Annotated in this window: 13 protein-coding genes and 1 tRNA gene; 7 read left to right on the forward strand and 7 right to left on the reverse strand. The window is 65.1% G+C overall.

The window, feature by feature from the left end:
• Positions 1 to 29: 29 nt before the first annotated feature.
• The 3 genes from RTQ83_RS01060 to RTQ83_RS01070 all read left to right on the forward strand — a co-directional run bounded on the left by RTQ83_RS01060 (position 30) and on the right by RTQ83_RS01070 (position 3,147).
• Positions 30 to 341 (forward strand): hypothetical protein, encoded by a 312-nt coding sequence (locus RTQ83_RS01060; RefSeq protein WP_312510682.1) that lies wholly within the window; start codon positions 30 to 32, stop codon positions 339 to 341.
• A gap of 255 nt (positions 342 to 596) precedes the next feature.
• Positions 597 to 1,748, forward strand: coding sequence for a phage integrase central domain-containing protein (locus tag RTQ83_RS01065; RefSeq protein WP_312510683.1), 1,152 nt, complete (start codon positions 597 to 599; stop codon positions 1,746 to 1,748).
• 628 nt (positions 1,749 to 2,376) lie between these two features.
• A complete protein-coding gene (locus RTQ83_RS01070) occupies positions 2,377 to 3,147 on the forward strand; it encodes a hypothetical protein (RefSeq protein ID WP_312510684.1) in 771 nt (256 codons plus the stop codon).
• Positions 3,148 to 3,192: 45 nt separating this feature from the next.
• Here the strand turns inward: RTQ83_RS01070 and RTQ83_RS01075 are convergent, their stop codons facing one another.
• The 6 genes from RTQ83_RS01075 to RTQ83_RS01100 form a co-directional block, all read right to left on the reverse strand.
• Positions 3,193 to 4,167 (reverse strand): cation transporter, encoded by a 975-nt coding sequence (locus RTQ83_RS01075; RefSeq protein ID WP_312510685.1) that lies wholly within the window; start codon positions 4,165 to 4,167, stop codon positions 3,193 to 3,195.
• Positions 4,168 to 4,793: 626 nt separating this feature from the next.
• Positions 4,794 to 4,883, reverse strand: a tRNA-Ser gene (locus tag RTQ83_RS01080).
• A gap of 104 nt (positions 4,884 to 4,987) precedes the next feature.
• Positions 4,988 to 7,066, reverse strand: coding sequence for a putative bifunctional diguanylate cyclase/phosphodiesterase (locus tag RTQ83_RS01085; RefSeq protein WP_312510872.1), 2,079 nt, complete (start codon positions 7,064 to 7,066; stop codon positions 4,988 to 4,990).
• A 13-nt stretch (positions 7,067 to 7,079) separates the two neighbouring features.
• Positions 7,080 to 8,246 carry an HDOD domain-containing protein gene (locus RTQ83_RS01090; protein ID WP_312510686.1) on the reverse strand — a complete coding sequence of 389 codons (1,167 nt, stop codon included), beginning with the start codon at positions 8,244 to 8,246 and terminating at the stop codon, positions 7,080 to 7,082.
• 104 nt (positions 8,247 to 8,350) lie between these two features.
• Positions 8,351 to 8,983, reverse strand: a complete 633-nt coding sequence (locus tag RTQ83_RS01095) for a response regulator transcription factor (protein ID WP_312510687.1) — start codon at positions 8,981 to 8,983, stop codon at positions 8,351 to 8,353.
• Between the two features lie 12 nt (positions 8,984 to 8,995).
• Entirely contained in the window at positions 8,996 to 10,354 is a 1,359-nt protein-coding gene (locus RTQ83_RS01100; RefSeq protein WP_312510689.1) for a cache domain-containing protein, read from the reverse strand.
• 202 nt (positions 10,355 to 10,556) lie between these two features.
• On the opposite strand from RTQ83_RS01100, the gene RTQ83_RS01105 reads away from it, so the two are divergent.
• The 4 genes from RTQ83_RS01105 (at position 10,557) to RTQ83_RS01120 (ending at position 18,143) form a co-directional block, all read left to right on the forward strand.
• Positions 10,557 to 12,635 (forward strand): carbon starvation CstA family protein, encoded by a 2,079-nt coding sequence (locus RTQ83_RS01105; protein WP_312510690.1) that lies wholly within the window; start codon positions 10,557 to 10,559, stop codon positions 12,633 to 12,635.
• Entirely contained in the window at positions 12,635 to 12,829 is a 195-nt protein-coding gene (locus tag RTQ83_RS01110) for a YbdD/YjiX family protein (RefSeq protein ID WP_312510691.1), read from the forward strand. The genes RTQ83_RS01105 and RTQ83_RS01110 overlap by 1 nt, the downstream gene beginning before the upstream one ends.
• 249 nt (positions 12,830 to 13,078) lie before the next feature.
• The gene (locus RTQ83_RS01115; protein ID WP_312510693.1) at positions 13,079 to 15,976 is read left to right on the forward strand and encodes a response regulator; all 2,898 of its coding nucleotides are present in this window, start codon (positions 13,079 to 13,081) and stop codon (positions 15,974 to 15,976) included.
• A 1-nt stretch (position 15,977) separates the two neighbouring features.
• Positions 15,978 to 18,143: an EAL domain-containing protein gene (locus RTQ83_RS01120; protein ID WP_312510695.1), complete on the forward strand. Its 2,166-nt coding sequence runs from the start codon at positions 15,978 to 15,980 to the stop codon at positions 18,141 to 18,143.
• Between the two features lie 31 nt (positions 18,144 to 18,174).
• On the opposite strand, the gene RTQ83_RS01125 is transcribed toward RTQ83_RS01120, so the two are convergent.
• Positions 18,175 to 20,577: a penicillin acylase family protein gene (locus RTQ83_RS01125; RefSeq protein WP_312510696.1), complete on the reverse strand. Its 2,403-nt coding sequence runs from the start codon at positions 20,575 to 20,577 to the stop codon at positions 18,175 to 18,177.
• Positions 20,578 to 20,604 lie beyond the last annotated feature (27 nt).

Below are 20,604 nucleotides of genomic sequence, written 5' to 3' on the forward strand. Positions count from 1 at the left end.
GGTCGGCCATAAAGATCGGACAGCTCGTGATGCTGGTTGGTACCGACGGCTACACGCCGCCGATGGGAAGCGTTAGCGAGATCAGTGAGCGCTTCGTGCACGCCCGGGTTCCGGGCAATGGCCGCGCGGCGAAGACAGCATTTCACAGCACCGGCTACGCCGCGCTGGCAGCCAGCGCCATCGCAATCCTGCACCTACCGGACATGAAAAAAACGGTGGGCATGGCGCGCAGCACGATCCACAAGCGGATCAGCGCTGGCAGCTTCCCGGCCCGGTCCAACTCGGCCCGCGCGTGGTGGCATGGGAAGAAATCGCGATCGCAACATGGCAGGACGGACTAGCAACCGGAGTCAAAAGTCAGCAGCTTGGGATGGGGGTAAAGCTGATCAGCAAACCGATCTTCATTGCAGAAAATGGGTAGATGGCGGAAGCGGTGTCCTCCTAACTATCAATCCAAGTCAAACCACCATCATCCGGAAATCACTCCGCTCTCCTATGTAATCAACCAGTTATTTGTCTAAGCTCATCCATTCGGGTACACTCCAATCCACATCGAAAACGGGGGTAGAAACGTGGGTAAGCGAGAACTGGAACGATTGAGCGCATTGGCCGTAAAGAAGACAACTGAACCCGGCTACTATCCCGATGGCGGCGGATTGTACTTACAGGTATCGCCTACTGGCTCGAAATCGTGGGTTTATCGGTTCACACTCAACAAGAAGGAGCGGCACATGGGCCTTGGATCGTATCCCGACGTGCCGCTTGCGAAGGCACGAGAGTTAGCGACTGCCAGCCGCCTACTTGCGAAGAGTGGCACTGATCCAATCGCTGCCCGAGACAGCCAACGAGCCGCACTCCAGCACCAGCGTACTTTTGCAGAGTGCGCAGCCGAGTACCACCAGACACACCTTCACACTTGGAAGAACGAGAAGCACGCTTCCCAGTGGACGAACACGCTACAGACTTATGCTTATCCGGTGTTCGGCAACAAACCTGTCTCCGACGTGACGAAGGGCGACATCCTGGCCGCACTCACGCCGATCTGGACGACGAAAGCACCCACGGCATCACGAGTGAAGCAGCGCATCCACGCCGTACTCGACTGGGCAGCAGCAAAGGACTATAGGCAGAACCACGATGCAGGCATCTGGAACCAGATCGCACGAGCACTGCCAGCAAACCGAGGCACCAAGGGCAACTTCGCTGCCTGCCCATACAAGGACGTAGCCTCCACGATTGCAGCGGCTCACTTAACGGGCAGCGAGGATTCGGCCAAGCTGGCGCTGGAGTTCATTGTTCTTACAGCAGCCCGGACTGGCGAGGTTCGCCTTGCAGAGTGGTCGGAAATCGACTTCGAGGAAAAGCGTCGCATCATTCCGGGCGATAGGATGAAGTCCGGGAACGAGCACCGTGTACCGCTGTCACCCCGAGCGATGGCGATTCTCGAAGCGCAGAAGGGCAAGCACCCGAAACTGATCTTCCCGAACTCAAAGGGCAAGCCATACTCCGACATGGCCTTTACCGCGATCCTTCGGAGGCTGGGCCACGAGTTCACGGTGCATGGCTTCCGCTCCTCCTTCCGGGACTGGGCAGCAGAACAGACCAGCTATCCGCACGCGGTATGCGAAGCCGCACTGGCGCACGTACAGAAGGACAAGACCGAAGCAGCCTACTTCTGCTCCGATCTGTTCAACAAGCGCCGGGAATTAATGAACGACTGGGCGACATACTGCACGACAGCAGGCTAATCTCTGTTGCCAAGGACAGAGAAGCGGCGGTTTGCTAAGCAAATGTGTGCGCTTTATATGCGACAGCCGCGTAAAAATTAAGCAGAGCAAGCAGCATGGGAGCAGCCAGCACTCCACACTGGCTACCCAGAACCCTAGAATCGCTTTAGAAGGCACGGAAGGCACCTACAAGGCGTTTTACGGAAGAGTTGACCCTTACCCACACGGACGACTGAAAACGCCTTAAATCGCTTCCAATGGACTATTCAAGAAAGTTGTTGCAAACCCGGTTAAAGGCGTGCTACAGTGCAGGGTTGGCAATGGCTCATCTGGACGTTTTACACTCACATCCGTGTAAGCCCTCTTTCTCCGGCAAAACCCGCACTGGCTCTACGTCTCAGCCGGATGCACACTTGCCGCAGTATCCCTTCCGCCCTAGGAAGCACTCTCCGTTACTCTAGTAGCTATAGTAGTAAGCCCAAGTTGGCACTACCGAGCATTCCTATTGTCCATCGAGTTTGCTTGGGATCGCCAGCAACAAGGACGGTCATCCGACCATCCATTATTCATTCATCAATAACAGGGAATCAGTGCGCCTGTCCACGGATCAGGCCAAGGAGGACTATCGACCAAGAAAGGACAACACAACATGCCAAAGGCAACAACAACCTATCCCGATAACGTAGTGCACGGGAGAAGGCGCAAGAACGCAGGATGGCACCCGAAGGGGAAGCGTGCATATCGAGCAGCGAAGACCAAGATCATCCAGTGCCTTACTTACTACCGGGAACCCCGTCTGTATCACCTTATCTTGTCTGGCAACACTTACAGCAAGCACAAGACGATGCTCACGGCCCTATGCCAGCACCTAACTCGTGCCGGAGTGCCCCACGAATGGTTCTCTGCACGGGAATGCAGCGTGGAGCGAGGCGAACATCTGCACATCTTTATCTTGGTTGACGCGGATAACTCGCCACCACAGGCAATCCTGAATACCTTCAAGGATGGCTGGCTAACGAAAGAATGCCGCAACCAAGAGCTTAATGATCCGTGGATCGCGTCGCCATCGAACCAGATACACGGCGGGAACTATTACGCTCAACTCCCTTACCTCGGCCCCACTAACCGGGCCACGGAACAGGCAACCCAGCGATTGGTAGATGCACTGGAATGGTTGAGCTACATCCACAAGGCTCGGGACAAGTTGGACAAGGAGTGGGAGAAGCAAGGGCAAATTTTCTCCGCTTCGCGACCAACGCGAAACAAGGCAGTAGCCGCCATCGACTCCAGCCAACCCATCCTTATTGGCAATATCCCGATCAAGGTTAAGACTGGCGACAGCCTACTGGACAACATGATCGGGAAGATGCAGCACATCTACCAGCCATCCCAAGCGAACACCGGGACAGCCACGGCATAACGACAAGGGAGTGACAGGACAACCAATCCCAACACTCCCTGCGAACTAGCTGAGCTTCAAAATCCGACGTGCACCGTTAAGAACGACGATACCAATAATGGTGCCGATCACCAGATCAGGGTATGGCGAAGCAGTCCAAGCAACCAGCCCACCAGCAACGATCACACCGATGTTTGCGATTACGTCATTCGCCGAGAAGATGTAGCTGGCCTTCATGTGCACACCACTGTCTCGCTTCTTTGCAATCAGCACCAGACAGGCAGCATTCGCCACCAAGGCCACCAGACCGACACCCACCATCAAGGCAGACTCTGGCTCGCTACCGACCACAAACCTACGAACGACCTCCGCAAGAGCACCCAGCGCCAGCAGCAACTGGAGCCAACCAGCCAAGTGTGCCGCCCGTACTTTCATGCTTGCCGCCTTACCTACGGCGTACAGAGCAAGCCCGTACACAGCAGCATCTGCAAACATGTCAAGCGAGTCTGCTATCAGCCCGGTCGATTGCGCCCACAGACCAAGCGTTAGCTCGAAGACGAACATCACAGCATTGATTGCCAGCAGCAACCGCAGCGTCTTCGCCTCCCCGGCATCGTCAGTCTGGCTTTGAGCAGCCGCCTGCCCCGATACCACTGTAGGCGAGCCATTGAGCACAGCACCCAACCCTAGCGGCTGTAGGCGGCTCAAGATGCCCTCCACATCCCCTTGGTGAACCACTGCCAACTCCCGCTGGGACAGATCGAACGATAGCGAGCGAACATCCCCACGATCCTGCAATGCCATCCTGATTAAACGCTCTTCCGATGGGCAATCCATCTTAGGCACGGAGAACATGCTTCGGTACGTAACGCCACCAGCATCGGACTCCATCGGGACTGAATCCTTGATCCTGGCCCCAAGCCTCAATGGCTCCAGCAGAGCAACGACCGAAGCAGCCTCACCCGTGTGCACAACTCGGAGTTCACGACTAGACAAGTCGAAGGAAAGCGACTGCACATCAGGCTTGCCATCAAGCGCCATCCTGATTAACCGCTCCTCCGATGGGCAGTCCATCTTCGGGACTGAAAGCGTACTGTCGTATCTCTGCATTTCGTTTCACTTATCAAGGCAACAGGCCAGATGATAGCTCGTCATCGCTGAAACGGCAGCGGATACCCCGACAAGGCCTATGGATATTTCATTTTTGGCAACATTGTCAATACACCGGATGGCAATGTGCTAAGCCAGCCGCTGGACATTTAGCGATTTTGCACTTGCAGGAAATCAACAGCCCTGCCATAATTCGCGAATGGTAGCGAACTACTGGCGATTCTGCACGCCCATTGCAAACACACACATAGGAGGCTTCGGCTTTAACGAACTTAGAAGGAGGATTCACAATGACTCACAACGACCATCTCATCCCAGTTACCAAGGTAGCTAACATTCTCGGGATCGGGGTAAGCACCGCTTGGCTCTGGTGCACAACAAAGGCGGGGTTTCCTGCACCCATGCGCTTGTCAAAGAAATGCACCCGATGGTCACTGAACGAGGTGAACTCCTTCGCCGATAGCTTGAAGCTCGCACGCACTTGTGGGTAGGAACGTAGGTAGCACAACAGCAATTCAGAAAAACCCCTTAATAATCAACGATTTATGGGGTTATTCTGGCGGAAGCGGTGAGATTCGAACTCACGAACGGTTTCACCCGTCGGCAGTTTTCAAGACTGCTGCCTTCAACCACTCGGCCACGCTTCCTTGGAGGAACCGGCATTATACATAAATCATCTGTGCCGGTGAGGGTGTTTTGGCTCGGCGTAGACCGGCAGGCGGCTGCAGGCCCGCAGACCGACGAAGCGCCATCACCCGATCAACAACCAATTCTCCCGCAAACTCTGCTCGAACTCATACGCCGGCAACGGCGCCGCATACAAGTACCCTTGCACCTCGTCACACCCCGCCTGGCGCAGGAACTCCAGCTGATCCAACGTCTCCACCCCTTCCGCAATCACGCGCAGACACAGCTGCCGCGCCATGCTGATGATCGTCCCCGCGATCGCGCAATCGCTGGCATCACGCGGAATCCCGGTCGTGAACGAGCGGTCGATCTTGAGCGTATGAATCGGGAACCGCTTCAGGTACGACAGGCTCGAATACCCGGTCCCGAAGTCGTCCAGCGACAGCGCCACGCCCAGTGCCGTGATCCGGTCCATGATCCCGGTCACCCGCTCGAAGTCGTGCATCAGCGTGCTCTCGGTGATCTCCAGCTCCAGCCACGACGGATCGAGCCCGTAACGCTGCAGCGTATCGGCCACCCGCGAAGGCAGCGACGCCGTGAACTCGCGCGCCGACACGTTCACCGCCAGCCGGAACGGCGCCAGCCCCGCCCGCTGCCAGATCGCCGCCTGCGCGCACGCCTGCTCCAGCACCCACTCGCCCACCTGCACGATCAAGCCGGTGCTCTCGGCCAGCGGAATGAATTCGCCCGGCGGCACGATCCCGCGCTGCGGATGCACCCAGCGCACCAGCGCCTCGGTGCCGACCAGGCGCCCGCTGGCGATCTCGAACTTGGGCTGGTAATACAACATCAGCTCACCGTTGCCGAGCGCATGCCGCAGCCCCGACTCGATGCGCATGCGCTCCTGCATCCCCTGGTTCATGTCCTGGCTGTAGAACGCCACCGCGCGGTCCGGATTGGCGTCCGCCGTCTTGGCCCGCTCCATCGCGATATCGGCCAGCCCGAGCAGGGTCTCGGCGTCGCCGCCGTCCTGCGGAAACACGCTGATGCCGATGCTGGCGCCCACGCGCAGATCGTGGCCGCCGATCATGAACGGCGCGTCGAGCGCCGCCTGCAGCTTCTGCGCCACCGTGGTGGCTTCGAAGTGCTGGCGGATGTCGAACAGGCCGACCGCGAATTCGTCGCCGGAGAGCCGCGCCACCACGTCTTCTTCGCGCAGCGTGTCGCGGAAGCGCTGCGCGGCCTGGCGCAGCAGCTCGTCGCCGATGCGCCGGCCCAGCGTGTCGTTGATTCGCTTGAACCGATTCAGGTCGACGAACAGCACCGCGCCCGCGCCATCGTTGCGCTGGGCGACCGTCAGCCCTTGATCCACCAGACGCGAGAACAGCGTGCGGTTCGGCAGGCCGGTCAGCTCGTCGTAATAAGCCAGGTGGTGCAGCTGTTCCTCGGCCTGTTTGCGCTCGGTGATATCGGTGAGATAGGCAATCAGCCCGGTCGGTCGGTCGGCCAGGTCGCGCAGCGGTGACAGCGACAGGCTGGCCCAGAACACGTCGCCCGACTTCTTGCGGCGCCGGACTTCCATCATGCGGCCGCCCTGCTCCGCGAACGAGTCGCTCATCGACTCGTCTTCGTCGGCGTACAGGAACAGGATGTTGCGCCCAACCGCTTCCAGCGCGCTGTAGCCGAACAGCGCTTCGGCGCCGCGGTTCCAGCTGGTGATGTAGCCCATCTGGTCCATGGTCAGCACCGATTCGTGGATCTGGTCCAGGATCTGCGATTGCTGCGCCAGCTGCGCTTCCATCTGCGCATATGCATGGGTGGAGCGCTGCGCCAGCGAGTGCATCTGCATCAGGCTGGCCGTCAGGTGCGCCAGCGCGGACAGGCGGCGCTGGGCGTCGGCGTCGTACGTCGCGCAGCCGCTGACCTCGTACCAGCCGAACTGCTCGACGCCGGCCATCACCGCGTGACGCAGCACGCCGGCCGGCGACAGGCCCGGCTCCACCAGGCCGGGGCCGGGCACGTAGCGCCCTTCGGGACTGCCCAGCAGCTCGCGCGCCAGGCGGCCCAGTTCCAGCGCCAGCGCCTCGCCGCGCAGGCGCAGCACGGCGTCGCAGACGGCGGTGGTGCCGCCGACGAAGTCGACCGGCAAATCAGGCGCAGGATGTGCAGGATGTGCAGGATGCAGCGGCAGGTCGGGCGGCATCAGGTGGTCCAGGTCAGACATTGCGGCCCACCTGGATCGCCCAGTGGTAGGCGGCCAGCTGGCTGCGCCACCAGTCGTGCGCGGTGACCTGCGCCGCCGCCAGATCGTCCTCGCCCGGATCGGTTTCGGTCAGCCGCAGCCAGCTTCCGAGCTGGCCGGCGCGCTGCACCAGCGCCGCGGCGACGTCCGACGGCAGCTGCAGTTCCTGTGCGATCTCCGCCATCGGCATGCGCAGCAGGCGGTCGAGCAGCGAAAACACGCCGGTCATGAAGGCCAGGTCTTGCGCGTCGCGCTCGCCGCCGTGCTGGCGGCACAGCGCTTCGAGCTGGGCGCCGCGGCGCGCGGCCAGCGGCAGCAGCAGGTTCGGCAAGCCGTCCGGCTGCTGGCGCGCGTACAGCAGCAGTTGCAGCCAGCGCTGCAGCTGGCGCCGGCCGAGCACCGCGATCGCCTGGGCGAAGCTGGTGATCGGGGCGCTGACGGTGAACGCGGCCGAGTTCACGAGTTTCAGGAGGTGGTAGGCCAGCGCCGGGTCTTGCCGGATCTGCTGTTCCAGTTCATGCGCATCGGCGTCGCGCGCCAGCAGGCCGAGCAGGGTCAGGATGCGGCGGCGCGAACTGCCGTCGTCGTCCGGATGCGGATCGGAATACGGGTCGTACGCATAGTCGCCGCAGAACCAGTCGAAACCGGCGATCTCGCACTCGGAAAAGCGCCGGGTGCTGTCGACGCCGTGCGCCAGATGCGGCCCGAACAGGGCCAGCAGGCGGCCGGGCGGCGGCGCGTCGCGCGTGCAGTCGCGCGCCACGCAGCGCAGTGCGGGCGGCGCGTTGACGCCAGGCGGGATGTCGCCGTCGAGCCAGATGCGGTAGCCAGCGGTTTGCAACGCGCTCAACCGGCTTGGTGCGTCTTCCTGCGTCAGCGCGGTGGCCGGGAGCAGCAGGCCGATGCGGTTGGGCGGCAGCAGCGCCAGTACCGGCGGCGTCAGCGCTTCCACGCCCGCGAGCGCCAGCAGGCCGTCGATCGGGGCGATCGCCGCCAGCAGATCCGGCTCGCCGAACACTGCCTGCAAGCGCAGCGCCAGGTCCCCGCCGGGCGCCAGACGCAGGCGCAAGGCCACCCATTCGTTCTGCGCGTTGGCGACCGGATCGATTGCTACCAACGGATAAATGTCCTGCGCTGCCATGGAGGTGCTTTCAGTGATATTCAAACAATCTTATTGCACGGATTGTTTTAAAGCAACCACAATGTTTCCTAGTGGATATCACCGTTAAACCAGCGGTTACTTCCTCAGTCGGCGCCGGCGCGCTGCACTGCGAAACGGATCAGTTCGGCCTGCCCTTCGATACCCAGTTTGCGCTTGATGTTCAGGCGATGGGTTTCGACCGTACGCACCGACAGGTCGAGGTCGCGCGCGATCTGCTTGTTCGACTGGCCGGCCGCGATGTGCTTGAGCACTTCGTGCTCGCGCGCGGTCAACTGGTCGCTCGGCGCGGCCGGACTGGCCAGCTGGCGCGCCAGCGCGGCGCTGTAGTAGATGCCGCCGCCCATCACGGTTTCGATGGCCAGCACGATGTCCTTGCCCGGCGCGTCCTTGAGCACGTAGCCGCGCGCGCCGGCCTGCATCGCCTGGCTGACGTATTCCGGCTTGTCGTGCATCGACAGGATCAGCACGTTCACACCCGGATGCAGGGCGGTCAGGCGCGCGGTGGCTTCGATGCCGCTGCCGCCGCGCATGTTCACGTCCATCAGCACCAGGTCGGGCTGGCACTCGCCGGCCTGCTCGATCGCTTCCTCGCTCGATCCTGCCTCGGCCACCACGTGCAGGTGCGGCGACGCTTCCAGGCGCGCGCGCAGGCCGTCGCGCACCAGCGGGTGGTCGTCCACCAGCAGGATCCTGACCACCTTGGGTTCTTCGTTCATCGTATTAATCTTCTACTCCTTGACATCGATGCTGGCCACCACGCGGGTGCCGGCGGCGGACGAGACGATCGCCAGCCGGCCGCCGATCGCTTCCATCCGTTCCATCATATTGCGCAATCCGATTCCGCGCTTGGGATGCACGGCGACGCTGTCAGCATCGAAGCCGACGCCATCATCGACGATCGTCAGGACCACCGCGCCGCCCATGCGCTCGAGCAGCATCTCGATGCTGCGCGCGCCGGCGTGGCGCTCGGCATTGGTCAGCGCTTCCTGGGCAATGCGAAACAACACCGTGGCCGCCACTTCGCTCAGCACATCGACCGCGCCCACGGCGCGAAAGCGTACCGGGGTGCCGGCATGCTCGCCGAATTCGCTGGCCAGGTGGTCCAGCGCCGGCGCCAGGCCCAGGTCGTCCAGCAGGGTCGGACGCAGGTCGTGCGAGATGCGGCGCACGTCGCCCAGCACGGTCTTGATCTGCTCCACCGTACGCTCCAGGCCGGCACGCGCCTGCTGCCGCCGTGCCTCGTCGCCGTCGAGGCGGATGATGCCGGCCTCCAGCTGCAGCTTGACCGACACCAGCGCCTGGCTGATGCCGTCGTGCAGGTCGCGCGACAGGCGCGCCCGCTCTTCTTCCTGCGATTCCACCACGCGCTGGGCCAGCACTTTGAGCTTGGCGTCGGCCACCCGGTGCTCGCTGATGTTCAGCGCCAGCCCGCCCACCGCGACCCCAGTGGCGGCCAGGATCGCCAGGCCGGCGATCCACAGCAGCGTGTCCTGGATGTTGCGCGACTGCTGGTCGGCCACCTGGGCCAGCGCGGCCTCGACATCGTCGAGGTAGATGCCGGTGCCCATCACCCAGCCCCAGTTCGCCACCGGCACCACGTAGCCCAGCTTGGGCGCGGCGCGGTTGGTCGAGGGCTTGACCCAGTGATAGCGCTGGAAGCCGCCACCTTCCTTCGCGCGCCCGATCAATGCCTGGATCGATTTCGCACCCGCCGCGTCGACCCAGTTCCACATGTCGACGCCAACCAGTTCCGGCTGGCGCGGATGCATCAGGTTGTGGCCCTTCATGTCGTACAGGAAGAAGTAGCCGTCGCCGCCGTAGCTCAGCGTCGACAGGATGCGCTTGGCTTCTTCCAGCGTGGCCGGGTCGCTGCGCCCGGAACCGGTCAGGTGCGCGATCGAATGGGTGGCCAGCTGCACGTAGTGGCGCAGCTCGGCCTCCTTGCTGGCCAGGTAAGCACGCTCGATGGTGGCGCGCTGCTGCTGGGCCAGCGTCACCGCGCCCTGGCGCACGTAGAGCGCGATCGCGCACAGGGCCACGATCAGGGGCGCTACCGCCAGCACGATCACTTTTTGTCTGAGGCGCATATGCCGTCCGCATGAAAATAAATTGCAACCCTGCATTCTACGTCCGCGCGCCGCCAGCGGCCTGCGTACTACTACGTAGGCACTGCGTAATCTTGCGCTTGCGGTACTGACAATTGTGCAAGATACTCAAGCTGCACGTTATTAATAAATGCACCGGACACACCGGGGCGCACAAGCACCAATCCACATCGGAGGAGTCACAATGAAACGTTTATCCGGCATGCTCGGATGGATCGCGCTGTCCATCCTGGGCGCGTTCTCGCTCGGATTCATCGCGGTCAAGCGCGGCGAAACCATCAATGCCATCTGGATCGTCATGGCCGCGGTCTGCGTCTACCTGATCGCGTACCGCTTCTATTCGCTCTACATCGCCACCAAGGTGATGGGCCTCGACGCCACACGCCAGACCCCGGCCTACAAGTACAACGACGGCCTCGACTACGTCCCCACCAACAAGTACGTGCTGTTCGGCCACCACTTCGCCGCGATCGCCGGCGCCGGTCCCCTGGTCGGCCCGGTGCTGGCGGCCCAGATGGGCTACCTGCCGGGCATGATGTGGATCCTGGCCGGCGTCGTGTTCGCCGGCGCGGTGCAGGACTTCATGGTGCTGTTCATGTCGACGCGCCGCGACGGCCGCTCGCTGGGCGACCTGATCAAGTCCGAGATGGGCGAGATCCCCGGCATGATCGCCCTGCTCGGCACCTTCATGATCATGGTGATCATCCTGGCAGTGCTGGCGCTGATCGTGGTGAAGGCCCTGACCGGCTCGCCATGGGGCACCTTCACCGTGATGGCGACGATTCCGATCGCGCTGTTCATGGGCCTGTATTCGCGCTACGTGCGCGTTGGGCGCATCGGCGAAATCTCGATGATCGGCTTCGTGCTGCTGATGCTGGCCATCGTCGGCGGCCAGTGGGTCCACGATTCGCCGACCTTCGGCCCGATGTTCACCTTCACCGGCACCGAACTGACCTGGATGCTGATCGGCTACGGCTTCGTTGCCGCCACCATTCCCGTTTGGCTGCTGCTGGCGCCGCGCGACTACCTGTCCACCTTCCTCAAGATCGGCACCATCGTGGCCCTCGCCGTCGGCATCATCGTGGTCGCGCCGACCCTGCAGATGCCGGCCGTGACCAAGTTCATCGACGGCAGCGGCCCGGTGTGGTCGGGTAATGTGTTCCCGTTCCTGTTCATCACCATCGCCTGCGGCGCCGTGTCCGGCTTCCACGCGCTGATCTCGTCGGGCACCACGCCGAAGATGATCGAGAACGAATCGCACGCGCGCTTCATCGGCTACGGCGGCATGCTGATGGAATCGTTCGTGGCGATCATGGCGCTGGTGGCGGCATCGACCATCGACCCGGGCGTCTACTTCGCCATGAACAGCCCGGCCGCGCTGCTCGGCACCACCGCGCAGAGCGCCGCCGAAGCGGTGTCGAAGATGGGCTTCGTGATCACGCCGGAAGCGTTGGAACAGATGGCGCGCGACGTCGGCGAGCACACCATCATCTCGCGCGCCGGCGGCGCCCCGACCCTGGCCGTCGGCATGGCCCACATCCTGTCCAACGTGGTGGGTGGCCCGGCCATGATGGCGTTCTGGTACCACTTCGCGATCCTGTTCGAGGCACTGTTCATCCTGACCGCGGTCGATGCGGGTACCCGCGCCGGCCGCTTCATGCTGCAGGATCTGCTGGGCGCGTTTGCCCCATCGCTGAAGAAAACCGACTCGCTGCCGGCCAACCTCCTCGCCACCGCCCTGTGCGTGGCGGCCTGGGGCTACTTCCTGTACCAGGGCGTGGTCGATCCGCTGGGCGGCATCAACACCTTGTGGCCGCTGTTCGGCATCGCCAACCAGATGCTGGCCGGTATCGCGCTGATGCTGGGCACCTGTGTGCTGTTCAAGATGAAGCGCTCGCAGTATGCCTGGGTCACCGCGCTGCCGACCGTGTGGCTGCTGGCCTGTACCCTCACCGCCGGCTGGCAGAAGATCTTCCACAGCGATCCGAAGGTCGGCTTCGTGGCGCACGCCCAGAAGTACCAGGCGGCGCACGACGCCGGCACCATCCTGGCCCCGGCCAAGTCGATCGGCGACATGGAGCGCATCATCTTCAACGACTACGTCAACGCCACGCTGGCGGGCTTCTTCATCTTCGTGGTGCTGGCGGTGCTGCTGTACGGTATCCGCACCGTGCTGGCCGCGCGCGAGCAGGCCAAGCCGACTGCCAAGGAGTCGCCGTACGTGGCGATGCCGGGCGTGTCGGCCCAGGCGCAGGTGCACTGATGTTCGGCACCCTCGCCCAGGCCGGCAAGTACCTCGGGCAAAGCCTGCGGCTGATGGTCGGCCTGCCCGAGTACGACACGTATCTGGCGCACATGGAGAAAAACCATCCGGACCAGACGCCGATGAGCTACGAAGAGTTCTTCCGCGAGCGCCAGGAGGCACGGTACGGCGGGAGCCGGGCCTCGTGCTGTTGATGGGGTTTGATGATTGAATGAAGGGGACGCTGCGGCGTCCCTTTTTTTTCGTGAGGTGAATGGGATATCCGTCAATCCCACACTGCCACCAACCCTACTGTTGTATTGCCTGCCACTTTTGCGGTGCCGCAAAGTTCCTCCTCCCCCTCGGCCGTATATTTTTTTCCTGCGGGAAGTTGCCCGCAAGGAGGACCCGCGCCGTTGCCGGTCCGCTCCGCAGCCCCGCCGTATCCCCCAGCCGGAACCGCGATGCCGAACTTCGAGCGCTCGAGCCTGAACCAGAAACTCACCCTCATCTCGCTGCTCACCACGGCGACCACCTTGCTGTTCGTGTTCGTGGCCTTTGCCGTCACCTCGGTGGTCAACGGGCGCCAGGCCGAGGCCATGCAGCTGGCCTCGTTCGCGCGCGTGATCGGCGCCGCCAGCGCGGCCGACCTGATGCTGGTCGACCGCGACAAGGCCTCGAGCACGCTGGCCGCGCTCGGCACCCAGCGCTGCATCTCGGCGGCGGTGCTGTATGACCGCTTCGGCCGGCCGCTGGCAGCCTACGGCTCGCAGGCGCGCGCCGACGCCGCGCTGCAGGCGCTCGAGAGTGTGGAGCCGGACGCGCTGGCGCGCATCAACCGCGACGGCGCCAAGCTGCTGAAGCGCTACATGCGCGTGGTGCAGGAGGTGCGCCACGGCGACATCGCGGTGGGCGTGGTGATGATCGAAGCCGATTCGCTGCCGATGTGGATCGACATCCTCGCCAGCCTGTGCGTGATCGGGCTGGCGATGGGGGCGTCACTCCTGGTATCGCTCGGCCTGGCGGGAAGCCTGAAACGCAGCATCACCGAACCGGTGGCGCGCCTGATCCAGGCCGCGCAGAAGGTGTCGGCCAGCCAGAACTACGGCCTGCGCGTGCCGCACCAGCGCAGCGACGAACTGGGCGTGCTGATCGACAGCTTCAACACCATGCTGGCCCAGATCGAAGACCGCGGCGCCGCTCTGCTGCACCACCGCGACGAGCTGGAACGCCAGGTCGGCGTGCGCACCGAGCAGCTGGAAAAGGCCAAGAACGCGGCCGAAGCGGCCAGCCGCGCCAAGAGCGGCTTCCTGGCCACCATGAGCCACGAGATCCGCACCCCGATGAACGGCGTGCTGGGAATGACCGAGATGCTGCTCGCCACCGACCTCTCCGAAGCGCAGCGCAACTACACAACGCTGGTCAAGCGCTCGGGCGAGCACCTCCTGGTGATCATCAACGACATCCTCGATTTTTCCAAGATCGAGGCCGGCAAGCTGACCATCGAGTACATCAACTTCAACCTGTGGGACCTGCTGGACGACATCCACAACGTCTACACCCCGCAGGCCGCCGGCAAGGGCCTGGGCTTCGACTTCGACATCGCCAACGACATCCCGGTGGCGATCTGCGGCGACCCGAACCGCCTGCGCCAGATCCTGGCCAACCTGCTCGGCAACGCGATCAAGTTCACGGAGCAGGGACGCATCATGGCGCGCGTGCGCGTGGCAGGCGAAGACGCGCAAAAGGTCGAGCTGCGCTTCGAGGTGCACGACACCGGCATCGGCATCTCGCGCGAGGCCAGGGCGCGTATTTTCGACGCGTTCTCGCAGGCCGACGATTCGACCACCCGCAAGTTCGGCGGCACCGGCCTGGGGCTGGCGATCTCGAAGCAGCTGGTGGAACTCATGAAGGGCACGATCGGGGTCGAGAACGCGCCGCAGCGCGGCTCGATCTTCTGGTTTACCCTGGCTTTCGACAAGCGCCGCGTCGATCCCGACGCGCCCGGTCACCAGGAGCACAGCCTGCAAGGCCTGCGCGTGCTGGTGGTCGAAGAACAGGACGCCAGCCGCGACGACCTGGTGCACCAGCTGGAAGCCTGGAGCGCTGCCTGCGACGGCGTGGCCAGCGCCGGCAGCGCCTTCGAGCGCATCGTCGGCGCCGCGCGCATCGGCAAGCCGTACGACGCCGCCCTGCTCGACATGGAATTGAACCAGACCAGCGGCCTGGCGCTGGCGGCGGCGATCCGCGCCGAACCGCTGGCGCGCTCCACTCACCTGATCCTGCTCAGCCCCGAACGCCTGGCGGCCGATCCGGTACAGCGGCGCGAAGCCGGCGTGGCCTACCAGCTGGTCAAGCCGGCGCGTGCGGCCGACCTGTATGCCTGCCTGGCGGTGCGCGCGGCGCGCCTGCATGGAACCGCAGCGGCGCCACTCACCGCCAGCCCGGCCGGCTATCGCGCGCCGGAGGCCCCGGCGCCCAAACGGCGCGCGCGGCGCGTGCTGCTGGCCGAGGACAACCCGGTCAACGTCGAAGTGGCACGCGCCATGCTCGAAAGCCTGGGCCTGGAGACGCACTGCGCACGCAACGGCCGCGAAGCCTTGAGCGCGGTGCAGGACGGCGGCTGGGACGCGGTGCTGATGGATTGCCAGATGCCGGTGATGGACGGCTTCGCGGCCACCTCCGAAATCCGCCGCCACGAACGCGAGATGGGCCGCGCACGCACGCTGCCGGTGATCGCGATCACCGCCAACGCCCTGCAGGGCGACCGCGAAGCCTGCCTGGCGGCAGGGATGAACGATTATCTGTCCAAGCCGTTTACCCAGCAGCAGCTGGCGGCGGTGATGCGGCGCTGGGTGGCCTTGCCGCTGCCGGCGGCAGCGCCGGCCAGGAGCCCGATCGACGAGATTGCGGTCGAGGTGGCGCCGGCGATGCCGGTGTCTTCCTCCCCAGTCGCGGCGGCGCGTCCCCAGCCTGCGCCACCGTCGGCCACGCAAGCCGTGCAGCTAGACCCCGTCAACCGCAACGCCCTCGACAACATCCGCGCCCTGAGCCGCGACAGCGGCGACGCCCTGGTGCACAAGGTCGTCACTGCCTACATGGGCGACACCCCGCGCCACCTGCATGCGCTGCGCCAGGCGCTGGGCGGCATGGACCCCGAGAGCGTGCGCCGGGTCGCGCACAGCCTCAAGTCGAGCAGCGCCAACATCGGCGCGGCGCGCCTGGCCACCTTGTGCCGCGAGCTCGAACAGCTCGGGCGCGCCGGCAGCGTCGACGGCGCCGCTCCCCTCCTCTACGACATGGAACGCGAATTCGTCTCGGTGCGCCAGTCGCTGCATGCCCTGCTTGAAAAGGAAACCTGAAATGCCAGCTCCTTTGTTCACCCAGACGCCGCCGCGGCGCGGCACGGTCCTGGTCGCGGACGACGATCCGGTGATGCGGCTCCTGATGCTCGAGATGCTCGGCCAGGTCGGCCTCGACGCCATCGAGGCGGTCGACGGCATCGAAGCCGTGGCCCTGGCCGGCACGCGCAAGCCCGACCTGGTGCTGATGGACGTCGACATGCCGCGCATGGACGGCTTCGCCGCCTGCGGCGCGATCCGCAAGGCCGAACGCGACGGCGCCTGCGTGCCGATCGTGATGGTCACGGGCGGCGACGACATCGAAGCCGTCACCCACGCCTATGAGGTGGGCGCCACCGACTTCGTCTCGAAGCCGATCAACTGGCCGATCCTGGGCCACCGCGTGCTGTACGTGCTGCGCGCCAGCGACGCCATCGCGCGCCTGCGCATCGCCGACGCCCAGAACCGCGCGGTGCTGGAAGCGATCCCCGACACCTTCTTCCGGCTCGATGCCGACGGCTTCTATCTCGACTACGAACCGGGCCAGGACCGCCCGGGGCCGGGCTGCCCGACCGCACACGCCGGCGCCGCCGGCAGCGGCAACGACTACATCGGCAAGCACATCGCGGACGTGCTGCCGCCCGACATCGCCACCCGCATGCTGGAGCAGATGCGCACCGTGCTGGCGACCCAGCAGGTGCGCTCGGTCGAGTACGAACTGCTCGACTGCGGCGAAGTCCAGCATTTCGAGGCGCGCCTGGTGGCCACCGGCGCCTCGCAGGTGCTCGGTCTGGTGCGCGACATCAGCGAGCGCAAACGCGCGGAAGAACAGATCCGGCGCCTGGCCTATTGCGACAGCCTGACCGGCATTCCGAACCGCCAGGCCTTTCTCGAGACGCTCGAACGCGAACTGCAGCGCGCGAAGATCGGCAACAAGAAATTCGCGGTGCTGTTCATGGACCTCGACGCGTTCAAGCGCATCAACGACACGCTCGGCCACAACGCCGGCGACCAGTTGCTGAAGATGGTGTCGGAACGCCTGCGCGAGACCACGCGCCCGAGCGACCTGGTGTCGCGCGGCGACGCTCCCGGCGATGGCGGCGCCAGCAACCTCGCACGTCTGGGTGGCGACGAATTCACGATCCTGATCCCGGACCTGGAACGGGTCGAGCATGCGCTGAATGTCGCCACCCGGGTCAAGGAAGCGATGCGGCGTTCGTTCATCATCGAGGGCAACGAGATTTTTGTGACCGCCAGCATCGGCATTTCGCTGTTCCCCGAGGACGGCGACGACTGCGGCTCGCTGCTCAAGTTCGCCGACACCGCGATGTACCACGCCAAGAACTGCGGCAAGAACAACGCCAAGTTGTACAGCTCTTCGCTGACCATGCAGATCATGAGCCACGTGAAGCTCGAGGTCGGGTTGCGCAAGGCGCTGCAGAACGACGAGCTGTATCTGGTGTATCAGCCGCAGCGCGACGTGGCCAGTGCCGAAATCGTCGGTGTCGAAGCGCTGGTGCGCTGGCGCCATCCCGAGCGCGGACTGGTGCCGCCGACCGAATTCATTCCGCTGGCCGAGGAGACCGGCCTGATCGTCCCGATCGGCGAGTGGGTGCTGCGCACCGCCTGCCGCCAGGCCCGCACCTGGCAGCGCCTGACGCGGCGCATGCTGCGCGTCGCGGTCAACCTGTCGGCCAAGCAGTTCAAGGACGAGAACCTGTCGCAGATCGTGCTCTCGGCGCTGCACGACACCGGCCTGGAACCGCGCCTGCTGGAGCTGGAACTGACCGAGGGCACGCTGATGGACGACGCCCGCGCCACGCTGGCCACGCTGGAACAGCTGCGCGGTATCGGCGTACACCTGTCGATCGACGATTTCGGCACCGGCTATTCGTCGATGAACTATCTGAAGCGGTTCGACGTGCGCGCGCTGAAGATCGACCGCAGCTTCATCTCCGGGCTGCCGCAGGATTCCGAGAACGCGGCGATCACGCGTGCGATCATCGCCATGGCGCACGGCCTGAAGATGGTGGTGGTGGCGGAAGGCGTCGAGACCGGCGAGCAGCTGCTGATGCTCGAAGAGTATGGCTGCGATATGGTGCAGGGCTACTACCTGGGGCGGCCATCGAGCGCGGAAGCGATCACCGAGATGCTGCACAATGCGCAGCTGGCGTTGCCGGCGAAGTGAGCGCGCCGGGCGCCGCCGCCCGGCGCCCGCTTCACGGCACGAAGCGCAGGGTGTGCGCCGCCTTCCCCGGCAATAAAGGCACCGGCCTGCCCTCGACCCAGGCCGCGTGGTCGCCCAGGAAGAACGGCGACAGCGGGTGTCCGCTCTGCCCACCCGGCATGTTGTACAGCCCCTCTTCCTCACGCCCCGGCGACACGGTCAGGCGCTCCGATTGGCCGAACTTCGGCCCCGCCACGCGCGGCATGTGGGCGTCACCCGGCAGCGGATCGTTTGGCGCGGCCAGGAAGGGGCGCAGTGCCGGCACCGCCATGCTGATCGGATGCGCGACATTGGCCGTGTTCCTGCGCCCCCAGCTGGCGTCGGCCAGCGCAATGCCCTCTTCGTCCAGCGCCGCGATCACGCGATCGACCGCCGCCACCTGCAGCGCCTTCCAGTCGGCGTGACCGGCCGGCAGCCAGCCCTGCGGCTGCTCGTCCAGCAGGCGCGCCACGACCGCCGGCCAGCGTGGGCTGGCGGCGACCGCACTGGCTTTCGGATCGAGTTCCTTCATTGCCTCGTTGGCGCGGCCGTACAGCAGCTCATGGACGGCCCACATGAAGTCGCGTGCCAGGCGATAGCCGACTGCGTCGACGCTGGCGCGGCCGTCCCAGCTGGTGTCCAGCAGGCGCCGGAATTCGGCGCGGCGCGGGTGACCATTTAACGCTTGTGCATCGAGCGCCGCCAGCGCGCGTGCGCGCCAGGTTCCGATGAAGAGCGCGCGGTTGTCGAGCGCGGCGTCGAACACCTGGCGCACGCCGGCCTTGCCGCCCAAGGCCAGCAAGCCCTCGTGCAGCTGGCGGTTGCGCATGCCGAGGTCATAGCCGCCGTCGCCCAGCAGGGCGTAGTCGGCGCCCATCAGCTGGCGGCTGTTGGCGGTGGTGATCTGGCCGGCGCTTGGATTGAGCACGCGCGGATGGTCCGCGTACGGCAGCGCGCCGCTCCAGGTCGGCACGCCGCCGTCGAGCGCCAGCGGGAAGCTGGCCGCGAGCGGCGCCGTGGCGCGTCGCGGCAGCAGGCCGGCAATCGTCCAGCCGATGTTGCCGGCCGTGTCGCCGGCGACGAAGTTCTGCGCCGGGATGCCGTCCGAGGCGGCCGCCGCCAGCGCCTGTTCGGTGGTGGCCACGGTTTCCAGTTTCATGTGATCGAGGTTGAGCGCGGCCTCGTCGTGCGCGATCCAGCGCACCGCGTAGCTGCGCGCACCCACGGTGCGGATCGGGCCGAGCGAGGTCTCGCGCACCGTCATGCGCTCGGCCGCAGCGCCCTTCACCGCGACCAGTTCGAGGTGCTCGCGCGGCGTCTCCCAGCCGGCCGGCGTGCGCACCTGGCCCGGGCGCGCCGGGTCGGCGCCCAGTTCCACCAGGTCGAGCAGGTCGGCGTAGCTGTTGGTGAAGGCCCAGGCGACTTGTCCGTTGCTGCCGGCGATGACCGACGGCGGCGCGCCCGGCAAGGTCACGCCGGCCAGGTGCCGCTGGCCGCCGGGCGCGGCGGGGTCGGGGAAGCGCAGCGCCAGCCGGTACCAGATGTTCGGCAGCTGCAGGCCGAGGTGCATGTCGTCCGAGACGATCGCCGCGCCACTGGCGCTGCGGCTGCCGGCCAGCGCGTAGTTGTTGCTGCCGACCGAATCGGCGAAGTCGGCGCCGGCCAGCTTGAGCGGCGCGGCGGGCTGCGCACCCCACCATGCAGGCGCACGTTCGGGCAGTGGCGCGGTGGTTGGCGCGGCGCCGCCATCGAGCGTGAGGTCGATGGCGGTCGCTTCGGGCAGCAGGAAGGCCAGCTGGGCGGCGTCGCTGTGTTCGCGCAGCCAGCCGCGCGCCAGTTCGCGCGGCGCCTGCGCGCCCTGCAGGTCGATGTACATGGCCCAGATCACCAGCAGCGAATCGGGGCCGCGCCACGGCCGCGGCATGGTACCGGTGAGCGCGTATTCGAAGGGACGCGCGCGCAGCGCATTCACGCCTTCGTTGGCGCCGGCGGCGTAGCGGTCGAGCAGCGCCCGCTCGGGCGCCGGCAAGCGCAGGAAGGCGGCCTCGGCGCGGGCACGGAAGCGGTGCAGGCGGTTGGCGCGGTCGAGCGGGAGCGCCTTGGCGCCGAACAGCTCGGCCAGCTCGCCGGCCGCCGTGCGGCGCAGCAGGTCCATCTGGAAGAAGCGCTCCTGGGCGTGGACGAAGCCGGTGGCGTAGGCCACGTCGAGCCGGCTAGAGCCGCTGATCAAGGGGACGCCGTCGGCGTCGCGCTCGACCTTCACTTCGGCCGCTACCCCCGCCGTCTGGTGTTCGCCGTCGAGCTGGGCCAGGCTGGCGCGCAGGTAGAGCCAAGCACTCAGGGCCGCCAGCACGAGCAGCGCTAATAGGCTCGCCAAGCCGCGTACGGTCCATGTCCTCCATCCACGCTTGCGCATCGTGCCTCCTCTTGGTCTTGGGGGCGT

Source organism: Massilia sp., assembly GCF_031995545.1.
In the GTDB taxonomy this organism is placed as follows: Bacteria; Pseudomonadota; Gammaproteobacteria; order Burkholderiales; family Burkholderiaceae_D; genus Telluria.

Coding starts and splice junctions, on each gene's coding strand:
- RTQ83_RS01060 (WP_312510682.1), top strand. CDS start 30: ATGCTGGTTGGTACCGACGGCTACACGCCGCCGATGGGAAGCGTTAGC.
- RTQ83_RS01070 (WP_312510684.1), top strand. CDS start 2,377: ATGCCAAAGGCAACAACAACCTATCCCGATAACGTAGTGCACGGGAGA.
- RTQ83_RS01075 (WP_312510685.1), bottom strand. CDS start 4,167: ATGGCGCTTGATGGCAAGCCTGATGTGCAGTCGCTTTCCTTCGACTTG.
- RTQ83_RS01085 (WP_312510872.1), bottom strand. CDS start 7,066: ATGCCGCCCGACCTGCCGCTGCATCCTGCACATCCTGCACATCCTGCG.
- RTQ83_RS01090 (WP_312510686.1), bottom strand. CDS start 8,246: ATGGCAGCGCAGGACATTTATCCGTTGGTAGCAATCGATCCGGTCGCC.
- RTQ83_RS01095 (WP_312510687.1), bottom strand. CDS start 8,983: ATGAACGAAGAACCCAAGGTGGTCAGGATCCTGCTGGTGGACGACCAC.
- RTQ83_RS01100 (WP_312510689.1), bottom strand. CDS start 10,354: ATGCGCCTCAGACAAAAAGTGATCGTGCTGGCGGTAGCGCCCCTGATC.
- RTQ83_RS01105 (WP_312510690.1), top strand. CDS start 10,557: ATGAAACGTTTATCCGGCATGCTCGGATGGATCGCGCTGTCCATCCTG.
- RTQ83_RS01110 (WP_312510691.1), top strand. CDS start 12,635: ATGTTCGGCACCCTCGCCCAGGCCGGCAAGTACCTCGGGCAAAGCCTG.
- RTQ83_RS01115 (WP_312510693.1), top strand. CDS start 13,079: ATGCCGAACTTCGAGCGCTCGAGCCTGAACCAGAAACTCACCCTCATC.
- RTQ83_RS01120 (WP_312510695.1), top strand. CDS start 15,978: ATGCCAGCTCCTTTGTTCACCCAGACGCCGCCGCGGCGCGGCACGGTC.
- RTQ83_RS01125 (WP_312510696.1), bottom strand. CDS start 20,577: ATGCGCAAGCGTGGATGGAGGACATGGACCGTACGCGGCTTGGCGAGC.